The sequence below is a fragment of the Rossellomorea aquimaris genome (assembly GCF_008180865.1).
Lineage (GTDB): Bacteria > Bacillota > Bacilli > Bacillales > Bacillaceae_B > Rossellomorea > Rossellomorea yichunensis.
Map to the genome: position 1 here is coordinate 264,622 of NZ_VTEX01000005.1, position 13,041 is coordinate 277,662.

The window sequence follows — 13,041 nt, forward strand, 5'->3', positions numbered from 1 at the left end:
CCCCTTCATATAAGTTTCTTTGTTAAATCGACCTTAGTAAAATGGCTCTTCACACCTGTTGGTTTAAATAAGGTATATCCTACATTTACATCCTTCTTCACAATACATACCCCATTGAAATATTTTTTTACCAGGCTATGATGTTCAAATTCCTTTCAAAGCATCCTTATACCGCTGATAATACGCTTCCACATTATTCAACAACAACAACTCCGTATACAAATATACCTTCATATTAAAGTCATTAAAATCAATCGTAGTCAGTTCCTGTATCTTTTTGATCCGATAATTCAACGTGTTCGGATGGATGAACAGTTCATTAGCGGTCTGTTTACCCTTTCCGTCATTTGCCAGGTACACCTCAAGTGTCTTAAGAAGGTCTGTCTGTTTCTTCACATCATTCTTAATCAATACCAACAAGTCATCACTGTAATAGTCCTTTGATGTGTTTTTCTCATAGAGCGTTGGCAAGTATCGATAAATGCCCAATTGAGCAAATTCCCGCGGCATCGATTCAGGACGCGGACTGATAAAATTAGCCGTCTCAATGACTTCTGACGCTTCCAAGAAGCTCTTTCTCATTTGAGATAACGTGGTGTATTCCTTTCCGACCCCGATCAGGAAATGGTAGAATTCTTCCTCGCCTGTTTGCTCCTTCACTTTTTCAACTAGATCTCTGGCTAATTCCAGGGAAGAAGACGGTGTATCTGCTTTGCCGTAGAGAACGAGGATCACCTGGTATTCCGTTCGTAGTGAATAAATCTTTGTGTTGAAGCTGGATTCCTGGACCAGCTTCTCCAATTGGTCGAGCATAGGCTTATAGTCCGACGATGCGATCGAGTACACCGCTACCGTGAACCGTCCAGGCAGGGTCAACTTAACGAGTGATGCATCATGGCGGAGCTGGCTTTCACTTCCGTACTCGTGCTGTAGGAGATGCCACAGTACTTCTTCTTTTCTGTCCTTTTTGATATTGACCTTTGCGAACATATCATTGATCAGGTTTCCAAGATGAGCGGAGATTTCTTCAAGGAAAGCGAGCTCTTCATTTTCGAGAAGACGGTTGGATTCCTGAACCCAAATATACCCCATCGTGTTTCCCAAGTACTTGGCGGCAATGACGACGCGCTGGTGAAATCCTAACTCTTCCATCGCCTGTACCCGGATCGGATCCGTATGTTTCTCGAGCTGATGGACGATGCCCTCTTTTTTCAGTCGATCGATGATGAAGACCGGACATTTTTTCGTGAGGATTGTCTTTAGCTGTGTTTGATCGAACTTATTAGAAGAGGAACTGTATGAAATCAGTTCGAAATTTTTGTTTTCAATGATGACGGGATTGCCCAATTTTGAGCTGATCAATTCCGTTGCTTTATGAATATCTTCTGTTTGGAGGATGATATCAAGTGCTTCCATAGGAATCTTACCTTTCCACGAGTGTTTGTGATTCCTATTATAGCGTTAAATCCCTCAATAAAAAATGAAAAGCTCCCCCATGTCGGGAGAGCTTTTCGTGTTCGATTTATTCCTCATCCATAAATGGATAGGTAATGTCTGTTGTTGGAGCAAAGTTTTCTTTGATAATACGAGGACTGGTCCAGCGAATCATATTGAAAATAGAGCCTGCTTTATCGTTTGTACCAGAACCGCGTGAACCGCCGAATGGTTGTTGGTTGATCACGGCACCTGTTGGTTTATCGTTGATGTAGAAGTTACCAGCTGCACCGGATAGGCGGCGTTCCAAGTGCATGATCGCTTCACGGTCTTGTGCAAAGATCGCACCCGTTAAGGCATACATGGAAGCAGTATCCACTGAAGTCAGTGTTTCTTCTAATTGTTCGTTTTCATATACATAGATCGTTAAGACAGGTCCGAAAATTTCTTCGGTCATTGTTTTGAAGTTTGGATTTGTTGTCACGATGACAGTCGGTTGAACGAAGTATCCAACAGAATCATCATACGTACCGCCGGCAATGATTTCAGCTTCTTCAGAATCAGCCGCATAGTCGATGTAGCTTGTGATGGAATCAAAGGCAGGTTTATCAATGACCGCACCCATGAAGTTCCTGAAGTCTCTGACATCCCCTACTTTAAGCTTAGCCGTTTCTTCCACGACACCATTCTTCACTTCTTCCCACATGCTTGCAGGGATGTAAGCACGGGAAGCTGCTGAACATTTTTGACCTTGGTATTCGAATGCACCACGAACAAGTGCAGCGACTACTTTGTCTGCTTGAGCTGTTTCGTGAGCGAAGACAAAGTCTTTACCGCCTGTTTCCCCAACTAAACGAGGATATGATTTGTAGTTTGTGATGTTTTCCCCTACTGTCTTCCAAATCGTCTGGAACACGCTTGTTGATCCAGTGAAGTGGAATCCGGACATGCGTGGGTCTGTTAAAACGACCTCTGACACTTGTGAACCGCGGGATGGGACGAAGTTGATAACGCCTTTAGGCAGTCCAGCTTCTTCCAGGATACGCATAAAGTAGTAGTTTGATAGTAGAGCCGTTGTAGCCGGTTTCCACACAACTACGTTCCCCATGATGGCAGGAGCTGACGGCAAGTTTCCACCGATGGCCGTGAAGTTGAATGGAGAAATCGCTAGTACGAAACCATCTAAAGCACGGTACTCCAGGCGATTCCAGATGTTCTTCATGCTGTCCGGCTGCATTTGATAGATTTGGTTTGCATAATCCACACCAAAGCGTAAGAAATCAGCTAATTCTTGTGCCGCATCGATTTCCGTTTGGTAGGCTGTTTTGGATTGGCCTAACATTGTAGCCGCATTGATGACATCACGGTATGGACCAGAAATTAAGTCAGCCGCTTTCAAGAAGATAGATGCTCTGTGCTGCCATGGCATATTGGACCAAGAATCCTTCGCAGCCATTGCCGCTTCCACTGCATCGCGAAGCTCTTTTTCACCTGCTTGTGAATAGGTAGCCAATACATGTTTGTGATCATGTGGCATCACTACTTGCTTCACTGTATCTGTCTTGATTTTCTCACCATTGATGATGACCGGAATCTCAACCTCGATACCAGCTTGGCGCTCTAATTCAGCTTTTAACGTTTCTCTTTCTTTCGTACCTGGGGCATATGTATTGCCAGGCTCATTTGTAGGTGTTGGGATGTTGTAAATTCCGTTACTCATTCTCTTCACATTCCTTTCTGATTACATTCTGTCTGGATGTTACTTGCTGAAGATTCCTTTTAATGCAAATGCGATGTTCGCCGGCCGTTCCGCCAGACGTCGCATGAAATACCCGAACCAATCCTCGCCATATGGCAGGTAAATGCGGACAGTATATCCTTTTTCTAACAATTCGGATTGCAGTTGGTTCCGCATTCCGTAAAGCATTTGGAACTCGAAGCGGTCATTCGGAATATTATGTTCTTTCACTAATCCGATGGTGTAATCGATGATCGCTTCATCATGGCTTGCGATCGCTGTATAATGGCCGTTCAAGAGCTGCTTCTTGATAAGATGCTTCAGATTGTCATCCACTTTTTTCTTCTCTTGGAACGCCACTTTACCCGATTCATTATATGCACCCTTCACAAGCCTCAAATAAGGGGAACACTGATTGAGATCATCCACATCCCTCTCTGAAACATAGAGATAAGATTGGATCACCGTCCCCACATTGTCGTACTTTTGACAGAGCTTCTTGTAAACGTCAAGGATGGCATGGCACCTCGAGGAATCCTCCATATCGAGAGTGACCGTGATTCCGCTTTCTTTTGCCTTCGCAAGAATCAACTCCATACTTTCCATGACAAGATCTTGACTGATATCCAATCCCAGGGAAGTCAGCTTGACAGAGATTTCAGTCTCCAGCCCATGATAGGCAATGGCACTGATACTCTCAATACATCGTTGGACATTCTCCCGCACCACCTCTGTGGAATCGACGAACTCACCAAGATGATCGACCGTAACCTGGAATCCCTCTTCGTTCAATTGCGTAATCAATGGAATCGCCTGTGCAAAGGTTTCTCCCCCTACAAGCTTGTTAGCCCCAAATCTTGATCCCCACCGTTTGGCCATCTTATCCAACGCCTTATTGTGAGAAAGAAACAAGAAAAAACGCTTACTGATTGCTTCCATGATTACAACACCTCCTTATAGTGACTGTTACCTCAAGACCGGGGTGATTAAACGAAGAATTTAAATCTTAAGACAATTATATCGATAAGCATCGACACGAAACAACGTGCTAAAACCACAAACATTTCAGTGCTGATTTATGGTGTAAACACAAAAGGGGTGATGTAGAATAGGTAATCAAATGAAAAAACAACTAGCTTGACGTGGAAACTGCATTCGAAATACAGAGGAAGAATCCCTGTAAAATTTCTCATATCCCCATCAAGTAGTTGTTGATCTCTAACACCTATCCATTTCAACCCTACATTTATTCCTCATTCTCATCATTTTTCTTCCGCAGTTTCGGCAGACTCATCGCCTTGATTTCCCGTTCTTCAAAGAAGTTTCCGATCCTCGTCATGATGAACGTGACGAGAGTGGCGAAGATGACAATCGAGTAAAACCCTGCGCCAATTCCGATTCCTACACCCCCCACGTAGAAAATCATCGCCGCAGAAGTGAGGCCCTTCACCCGCAGACCGTCTTTCAGGATCACGCCTGCACCTAAGAATCCGAGCCCTGATACAATCTGGGCAGCCAGACGGAAAGGATCCATCATTTTTCCGCTATCCGGCTGACTGAGCATCTCTGCGCCTTCGATCGATACGATTGTGATCAACGTACATGCCACTGACACATACGTATAGGTTTTTAATCCAGCGGGCTTGTTCTTCGCGGATCGGTCCCATCCGATGATGAATCCCAAGACCGCGCTCACCACAATCCGGAAAAAGATGTCATGCTGCCAGAAGAAATTCGTTGCTTCATTTATATAATCTGTCATCCCGCCATCCTCCTTATATGAAAAAGAGACCCCTCCACGAAACGAATGCAGATTTTCTCCTCCTACTATGAAAAAATCATACAGTTCGCTTCATAAGTGTCTCTACTATACCTTCTATCAGGATTCGTTTCTAAGAATATTCTTTTTATCGTACACTCATTTTTCACTCTTTTCAATGAATAAAGTAAAATTTCTGTAAAATGCCGGTTTTCGCAGAACTAGCCTCATTTCTTTATTGCCGTGCTAACATTCATCCCAATTTAGCGAATCTATGAGAAGAGAAAAATAATAAACATCCAGCATCCCAATAAAAAGACTGGATAAAATGACCGTGATCTATTATTGTGCCCTGACCCTCGGTACATTAATTCTCCACCGTGCCGAGGGTCAATACTTGCACATTGCTACAATCAATCACCATCTTCAGTATAAGAATGCTTGCTATTAGTAAGCTTCTGTAAATCTTCTCGATAAAACGTATCCTTCAATTCCTGCATCTTAAAAGGAATGATAGGTGAAAGATAAGGAACACAGACCGATTTCAGACTCACCATATACAAAATTAGAATGGTTGTCCCAATGATGATTCCATTAAATCCAAAAAAATTAGCCGTTATCAAAAAAAGTATCCTTAAGGTGGAATCAGGTTCCACCAGTCCTCTGTTAGCTCCCAAGAAACTGGAAAGAGCGGTTATCCCTATGACGATCAGACTGACTGGGTGGATCAATTTGGCGGTGACCGCCGTTTCGCCAATGACGATCGTCCCGATTAATGACACCAATATGACCGCGCTTTGCGGAAGACGAAACGAAACATCTACTAATATTCTTACCAAGAATAAAAGAATGGCGATTTCCCAAAAGGTTGGCAATAGTTCATCGTCAGAAATGATTACTTTCGAAATCTTGTTTGGTAAGTCATCTTTATGAAAATTTGCTAACGCTATGTAAACCGCTGGCAGGTACACTCCTAATAGAAAGGCGATAAAACGGATGATTCGGCTCGTAAATTTGCCCATTGATATGTGATAATCATCAGGTGCTTGAATAAAATCGATAAATAAAGCAGGAGCTATTATGGCGAAAGGGTACCCGTCCACAATCACTACCACTCTTCCTTCAAATAAGGAAGAGACTGCCCCGTCAATTCGTTCTGAATGTCTTAGCCGGGAAAAAATAGACCTTGGATTTCCTTCTAATACATCCTCCAATACTCTTTCACTAAGGACATACTTTAAGTTTAGACTATTTAACCTGTTTTTGACTTCTTTTAATATCCCTTTATCGACAGAGCCTTCTATATATAAGATGGAAACAAATGTTGGTGAAGTGGTGCCAATTTCTACTGTTTCCACACACAAATCCGGCGTTTTTAATGAACCTCTTATCAAATTGATATTTGTCTTCATCTTTTCTGTTAATCCAATTTGTGGACCTCTTACCGAACGTTCTCCGATTGACGCTTCGACGCTTCTTTCTGCCCACTTCGGAGATGGTATAATGATGCCTTCTTGAAACCCGTTTATCAGTAATACGGTACTTCCTTGTACGATGGCATCGATCAATTCTTGATACTGAGAAGTGGTTTTTACATCTGCAGATTCAACTATTCTTCCAATGATTTGATCGATGAGTGTTTCATTAAAATCTATTGCCTTGAATGATTCTAATAACGGTCCTACCACATAATCCTGAATAAGATCTGTATCGATAATTCCGTCTAAGTAGACAATATTCATTTCTAGGGAACCCTCGCAGCCAGACTTTATATTTCTTACGATAAGGTCAGATGTCTCGTGAAAGGTATTCTTTATGTTTTCGATGTTTTCTTTTAGGCACATTTCTATTTTAGGCATCCTTCATCCTCCCTAAAGTTAGTATGAGGAGTTGTCAAGATACTATACTTTCCGAGAAAATCACTTTCACAACTTAAGTTCGTCATTCAACATCTGCCTGAAACAATAATCAATGATTTCTCTTCTTCTGATGATCCCTATAAAGTGATCCTGATCATCGACTACCGGAACAAAATTCTGTTCCATTGATTTGGAAATGATATCTTCCATCTCCGCATCTATATGAATAGGTTGTTGCTGCCTGTGCAAAGGAATGTCAGAGAGCATTACTTTACTGGTATTTTGAAACGTGAGTCCGGTGGTGTTTTTTATTTTCCATAGGAGATCCCCTTCTGTAAGGGTCCCTGCATATTTCCCATCCTCACTGATCAGCGGGACTGATGTGTAACGATGATACTCCATCTTTTCGAGTGCCTGCCTCATAGTCGATTCATATTTAATATAGGCAACGTCCCTTTTGGGAACTAAGAAAAAAGCGATATTCAAATTCCGTCCTCCTCTTTATCTTCCATCCGCAACGATGTGTATATCGATATTCGTTGTTTCCCTCATGATCATGTTGACGATAGATCCTTTTCTTATTTCCTCCCATCTGGTTCTGGCAGACTGCCCTAGTAAGATTTGGGTGACGTTATATTTTTTGGCGACTTCGATGATGACAGCAGCAGGCTTCCTGTTTTGTTGTTCTTCGAAAATCAATGTGGCATTAAACTGTTCGGCAAGCATTTTCCATTCTTTTATTTTTTGCTCTCTAACATGATCTGCATGGGATAATCTCTCTGAAGTAATGTTCAAAATATATAATTCTGCCTTCAGGCGATGTGCCATCCTCCAGCCTCTTCTTATCAGCTTTTCTGCCGTGGGTCCGTAATGGATACAAACCAGTATTTTCTCGTTCACTCCGATGGGTCCATGCTGGAGATCACCGCTTATTTGTTCGATTCTCTCATCAACATCATTTGCAATCTCCCTTAATGCCAGTTCACGAAGTGCTGATAAATTTGTTGTGGTGAAGAAATGGGTTAAACTTTTTTCAATCTTCACGGGAGCATAAATTTTGCCTTCCCTCAGCCTCTTTCTTAAGGCTTCAGGTGTCACATCTATCAGTTGGATTTCAGCGGCCTTTTGGACAAAGGTATCCGGCACTCTTTCTCTTACTTTCACACCTGTTATGTGCTGGACGATATCGTTCACGCTTTCCAGGTGTTGAATATTCACAGCTGACAGGACATCGATTCCGGCATCGAGGATCAAAGCTACATCTTCATATCTCTTTGAATTGATGGAACCTGTTATATTCGTATGGGCAAGTTCGTCAACAAGGACAATATCCGGTTTTCTCTCAATGATTCCTTCAACATTCAGTTCGTAAAATTTCTTTCCTTTATAATTCATGATCTTTAACGGTACCTGCTCAAGATCTTTCAGTTGAGCTTCCGTTTCTGCACGTCCGTGGGTCTCGATGAATCCAATCACCACGTCTTTTCCTTCCTTTTTTAAATCAGCAGCGTCCTGAAGCATTTTATAAGACTTTCCCACTCCAGGTGCAGCACCGATATATAATTTCAATTGCCCTCGTGTGGATTCTGTGATTGTCTGGAGAATTTCTTCAGGGGTCCTTCTCCTGAAATAAGGATGATCCGTTTCCACTCCTGTTCACCTCCAAGCAGGATGAGACCCCGACCAACAAAATTGTCAGGGCTCTTCCGTTTATAAAATCTCCTGCAGGTCGAGATTAAGCATGAGCACATTGACACGCTCTTCTCCGAAAATCCCCCATTCCTTCCCTTTGGTGTTCTTTTCAATCAATTCCTTCAGTTTCTCCTTCGAAACACCAGTCATCTCTGATATTCTGTTCACCTGCGCTAGTGCACCTTGAACCGAAATATGAGGATCAAGACCTGAGCCTGAATCTGTCACGAGATCGACCGGAACTTCACTGATCGGTGTGTCCGGATTAGCTTTTTTCCACACTTCCAATGATTCCTCTGTTCGGTTGATCATATCCTCATTGGATGGGGCATAGTTATTGGATCCAGAACCTGAAGCATCGTATTCGATGGCGGACACCCTTCCATGAAAGAAGGTTGGATCACTAACGTTTTGCCCGATCAATTCCGATCCCACCACTTCATTTCGATCATTATAAACTAAACTCCCATCCGCCTTATCCGGCATGATGGCCTGTGCTATCCCTGTTGATGCCAGTGGGTACACCAGTCCCGCGAGCACCATGATGGTAAAGCTTGATCTGATAATCGGACCGGCAAGTTGGCTATGCTTCATTTTAATCTCCCTTTCTCTCATTTATATAAATAATGAAATCGTCATATCGATCAGTTTAATTCCTATGAAAGGCACCAGGACCCCGCCAAGACCATAGATCGTCAAGTTCCTTCCTAATAATGCATTGGAACTCATCGGCTTATATGCGACTCCTTTCATGGCAAGTGGAATCAACAATGGAATGATGATGGCATTAAAGATCAGTGCTGAAAGGATAGCCGATATCGGCGTTGACAGCCCCATTACATTCAATGCTGTCATCTCTGGGATGGCGAGCATGAACATGGCAGGGATGATCGCAAAGTATTTCGCGATATCGTTGGCGATACTGAACGTGGTCAGCGCCCCCCTGGTCATAAGCAATTGTTTTCCGATTGAAACCACTTCAATGATCTTTGTCGGATCCGAGTCCAAATCAACCATATTCGCCGCTTCTTTTGCGGCTGTGGTCCCGCTATTCATAGCAAGCCCCACATCTGCCTGGGCGAGTGCAGGGGCATCATTCGTACCGTCACCTGTCATCGCCACCAATTTCCCTTGTGACTGTTCATATTTGATCACTTCAATTTTGTCTTCTGGTTTACATTCAGCGATAAATTCATCAACCCCTGCTTCCCGTGCAATCGTCGCAGCCGTCAATGGGTTATCCCCTGTTGCCATGATGGTTTTGATCCCCATTTGACGGAGTTTAGCAAACCGTTCTTTCATTCCCGGTTTCACGGTATCTTTCAGGTAGATCAATCCATAGATTCGCCCTTCCACCGCTACGGCCAATGGGGTACCGCCTTCACGTGCGATTTCTTTCGCCCCTTCATCCAGACTTGCCGGGATTGTACCACCTTGCGCTTTCACCCACGCCTTTACGGAATCGACAGCCCCTTTACGTACCTGGCGACCGTCTGTCAGATCCATTCCGCTCATCCTCGTCTCTGCTTTAAATTCGATGAACTGAGCGTCTACTGCAACAGAAGCATCGAACTTGCTTCCTTTCTCTTTCAGCAGTTCGATGATGGAACGTCCTTCTGGTGTTTCATCTTGTAACGAACTGATTCCCGTCCAGTAGAAGAGCTCTTCTTTTGATGCATCCCCAACCGGTATAAATTCACTCGCCATACGGTTACCGAATGTGATGGTACCGGTCTTATCCAGAATGATGGTGTTGATATCCCCCGCGGCTTCCACTGCCTTCCCTGACATGGCGAGTACATTGAACTGAGTCACACGGTCCATGCCCGCAATCCCGATTGCTGACAACAGTCCCCCGATGGTTGTCGGAATCAAACAGACAAGCAGCGAAATCAACACAGGAATCTCCAGGGAGAACCCCAAATAGTCCGTAAAGAATGGAAGAGTGACGACAACAATCATGAAAATCAGGGTCAAGCTTGTCAAAACCGTATTCAAGGCTATTTCGTTCGGGGTCTTTTGACGCTCTGCCCCTTCCACCAATGAAATCATACGGTCTAAGAACGACTCACCCGGATTGCTGGTGATTCGGACTTTAATCTGGTCACTGACGACTCTTGTTCCACCGGTGACGGAATTGAAATCGCCGCCGGCTTCCTTGATGACAGGAGCAGATTCCCCCGTGATGGCGGACTCATCCACCGAGGCAAGCCCTTCAATGACTTCACCGTCACCGGGAATCATTTCACCTTGGTAGACAACGACTACGTCCCCTTTTTTGAGAGAGGTAGAAGCCACGCTTTCTGTTTTCCCATTCCCTTTAAGAAGATTGGCCGACATTTCCTGTTTTGACTTTTTCAATGAATCGGCCTGTGCCTTCCCTCGCCCTTCTGCCAATGCTTCAGCAAAATTTGCAAACAGCACTGTAAATAAAAGAATCAGGCTGACTGTTATATTGAACCATGGTGCCACATCACTGTTGCCGAATGCATCAGGTACAAAACACAGGATCAATGTAATGATGAATCCAATCTCCACTACAAACATGATCGGGTTCTTCACCATGATTCTAGGGTCGAGCTTGATGAATGAATCTTTCAGGGCCTTCATGACCATTTCTTTATCCATCATGTTGTTTCCGTCCTTCTGTTCATTTTGATTGGAATGCTGAGGAGGAAGACCTTTTCGCTCTTTACCTGGAAACTCAGCAACCTTATGTGTCTCTTTCAGTAATGGATTTGCCATTTCTTCCACTCCCATCTACAATGTCAGATATTCTGCTACCGGGCCCAATACAAGTGTCGGGAAGAACGTTAGCGCTCCGACTATAAAGAACGTTCCAATAAGGATCACACCGAATAACGACGTATCCGTTCGGAAGGTTCCTATGGTCTCGGGTACCATTTTCTTGGATGCAAGCGACCCGGCAACAGCAAGCATCGTGACTAGTCCAAAGAATCTTCCAATATACATGACGATTCCTGTCGAGATGTTCCAGAATGGAGTGGCATCTCCAAGTCCTTCAAAGCCCGAACCATTATTGGCAGCGGATGACGTATACTCATAAACCACTTGGGAAATCCCATGAAAACCGTTGTTAGAAATGCCTTCCACCCCAAGAGGAGTGTAAAGGGCAAGAGCAGATGCCCCTAATATTAAGAGAGGATGCATGAGCATCGTAATGGCAATCAGCTTCATTTCTCTGCCTTCGATTTTTTTGCCTAAGAATTCCGGTGTCCGGCCAACCATCAATCCTGAAAGGAACACAGCGATCATGGCGTACATGACCACATTGATGAAGCCGGCCCCCACCCCTCCGAATACTGTGTTCAACAACATATTGGAAAGGGCAAGCATCCCTCCGATAGGGGTTAATGTATCATGCATCGTATTCACTGCACCTGTTTCCGTTGCTGTCGTGACCATGGCATAAAGGATCGATTGACCGGTACCGAACCGCACTTCCTTCCCTTCCATACTCCCTTGATCGGTCTGGATCCCCATGGCATTCAGTGCCGGGTTTCCTTGAGATTCATAGAATAGGGCCGTTGAAAGGAACACAACGAAAACCATAACCATCGATACAAACAGGACACGTCCTTGCTTTGGATTCCCGACCATCTTTCCATACGTAAAAGGCAGGGCGGATGGAAGCAGGAACATTAACAGAATCTGAATAAAGTTGCTGATGGCATTCGGATTCTCAAAGGGATGGGCGGAATTGACGCCGAAGAATCCTCCACCATTATTCCCAAGTTCTTTAATGGACAAGAACGTTCCTACAGGACCACGGGCGATTTCCTGGCTACCACCTTCAATCGTGTTCACTGTAACCGATGGCTCCAACGTTTGTGGGGTCCCTAACGCTATGAAAATAAAGCCAGTGACAAAGGCGATCGGCATGAGAACACGAGTAATGGCCCTGAATAAATCGACAAAGAAGTTACCGATTTCAGCACCTGTCAGCCCTCTTACAAAGGCGATGGCTACCGCCAAAGCCGTTCCCGGTGCGGCGAACATCATGAAGAGAATACCGATCATCTGTCCAAGGTAGGAAAGACCTGATTCCCCGCTGTAATGCTGAAGATTTGTATTGGTCATAAAACTGATCGCTGTATTAAAGGCAAGGGTGGGATCCATTCCAGGATTGCCACTGGGATTCAATGGCAGGACCCCTTGCATTCTGAAAACAAGATAAACAATGAAAATCATGAAACCGTTCGTGAAGACAAGCTCCAATGCGTATTGCTTCCAGGTTTGATTTACTTTTTTTATTCCACTGACCTTGAAAAGTAAATGTTCAAATGGACCAAAAATTTGGTCTAAAGGCGTATGATTATAGTCGAACGCCTTTGCCAAATAGACTCCGGCCGGCTTTGCAATCAGAATCATTGCCGCCAATGTAATGATGATGGATAGAATGGTCGTCATCACCTGTGATACCCCCAACTAATTAGAATTTTTCAGGATTGAATAATACATAAAATAAATAAAGTGTAATAACTGCCGTTACACCAAGTAAGAGCATCATGAGTCCTTACCTCCTCGATCCACCACAG

At 43.9% G+C, this 13,041-nt stretch carries 10 protein-coding genes and 1 pseudogene; all 11 read right to left on the minus strand.

Annotation, left to right across the window (positions count from 1 at the left end):
* Nucleotides 1–144: 144 nt before the first annotated feature.
* The 11 genes and pseudogenes from FZC88_RS19220 to FZC88_RS24770 all read right to left on the minus strand — a co-directional run bounded on the left by FZC88_RS19220 (nt 145) and on the right by FZC88_RS24770 (nt 13,013).
* Nucleotides 145–1,416, minus strand: coding sequence for a PucR family transcriptional regulator (locus FZC88_RS19220; RefSeq protein WP_148996083.1), 1,272 nt, complete (start codon nt 1,414–1,416; stop codon nt 145–147).
* A gap of 106 nt (nt 1,417–1,522) precedes the next feature.
* Nucleotides 1,523–3,154: an L-glutamate gamma-semialdehyde dehydrogenase gene (gene pruA, locus FZC88_RS19225; RefSeq protein WP_148996084.1), complete on the minus strand. Its 1,632-nt coding sequence runs from the start codon at nt 3,152–3,154 to the stop codon at nt 1,523–1,525.
* A 39-nt stretch (nt 3,155–3,193) separates the two neighbouring features.
* The gene (locus FZC88_RS19230) at nt 3,194–4,111 is read right to left on the minus strand and encodes a proline dehydrogenase family protein (RefSeq protein ID WP_148996085.1); all 918 of its coding nucleotides are present in this window, start codon (nt 4,109–4,111) and stop codon (nt 3,194–3,196) included.
* A 307-nt stretch (nt 4,112–4,418) separates the two neighbouring features.
* On the minus strand, nt 4,419–4,934 hold the full coding sequence (locus FZC88_RS19235) for an MgtC/SapB family protein (protein WP_148996086.1): 516 nt from the start codon (nt 4,932–4,934) through the stop codon (nt 4,419–4,421).
* A 410-nt stretch (nt 4,935–5,344) separates the two neighbouring features.
* Nucleotides 5,345–6,790, minus strand: a complete 1,446-nt coding sequence (locus FZC88_RS19240; RefSeq protein ID WP_148996087.1) for a spore germination protein — start codon at nt 6,788–6,790, stop codon at nt 5,345–5,347.
* A 66-nt stretch (nt 6,791–6,856) separates the two neighbouring features.
* Nucleotides 6,857–7,276, minus strand: a complete 420-nt coding sequence (locus FZC88_RS19245; protein ID WP_148996088.1) for a CBS domain-containing protein — start codon at nt 7,274–7,276, stop codon at nt 6,857–6,859.
* A gap of 15 nt (nt 7,277–7,291) precedes the next feature.
* Entirely contained in the window at nt 7,292–8,440 is a 1,149-nt protein-coding gene (gene kdpDN, locus FZC88_RS19250) for a KdpD-like non-kinase potassium sensor (protein WP_148996089.1), read from the minus strand.
* A 60-nt stretch (nt 8,441–8,500) separates the two neighbouring features.
* Nucleotides 8,501–9,076: a potassium-transporting ATPase subunit KdpC gene (gene kdpC, locus FZC88_RS19255; RefSeq protein ID WP_148996090.1), complete on the minus strand. Its 576-nt coding sequence runs from the start codon at nt 9,074–9,076 to the stop codon at nt 8,501–8,503.
* Nucleotides 9,077–9,097: 21 nt separating this feature from the next.
* Nucleotides 9,098–11,110, minus strand: a pseudogene (kdpB, locus tag FZC88_RS19260) (potassium-transporting ATPase subunit KdpB); the annotation flags it as partial.
* Between the two features lie 132 nt (nt 11,111–11,242).
* Complete coding sequence (kdpA, locus tag FZC88_RS19265) at nt 11,243–12,913, minus strand: potassium-transporting ATPase subunit KdpA (RefSeq protein WP_148996203.1); 1,671 nt, start codon at nt 12,911–12,913, stop codon at nt 11,243–11,245.
* Nucleotides 12,914–12,935: 22 nt separating this feature from the next.
* Nucleotides 12,936–13,013, minus strand: a complete 78-nt coding sequence (locus FZC88_RS24770) for a potassium-transporting ATPase subunit F (RefSeq protein WP_148996204.1) — start codon at nt 13,011–13,013, stop codon at nt 12,936–12,938.
* Nucleotides 13,014–13,041: the final 28 nt, after the last annotated feature.

Coding starts and splice junctions, on each gene's coding strand:
- FZC88_RS19220 (WP_148996083.1), bottom strand. CDS start 1,416: ATGGAAGCACTTGATATCATCCTCCAAACAGAAGATATTCATAAAGCA.
- pruA (WP_148996084.1), bottom strand. CDS start 3,154: ATGAGTAACGGAATTTACAACATCCCAACACCTACAAATGAGCCTGGC.
- FZC88_RS19230 (WP_148996085.1), bottom strand. CDS start 4,111: ATGGAAGCAATCAGTAAGCGTTTTTTCTTGTTTCTTTCTCACAATAAG.
- FZC88_RS19235 (WP_148996086.1), bottom strand. CDS start 4,934: ATGACAGATTATATAAATGAAGCAACGAATTTCTTCTGGCAGCATGAC.
- FZC88_RS19240 (WP_148996087.1), bottom strand. CDS start 6,790: ATGCCTAAAATAGAAATGTGCCTAAAAGAAAACATCGAAAACATAAAG.
- kdpC (WP_148996090.1), bottom strand. CDS start 9,076: ATGAAGCATAGCCAACTTGCCGGTCCGATTATCAGATCAAGCTTTACC.
- kdpA (WP_148996203.1), bottom strand. CDS start 12,913: ATGACGACCATTCTATCCATCATCATTACATTGGCGGCAATGATTCTG.
- FZC88_RS24770 (WP_148996204.1), bottom strand. CDS start 13,013: ATGATGCTCTTACTTGGTGTAACGGCAGTTATTACACTTTATTTATTT.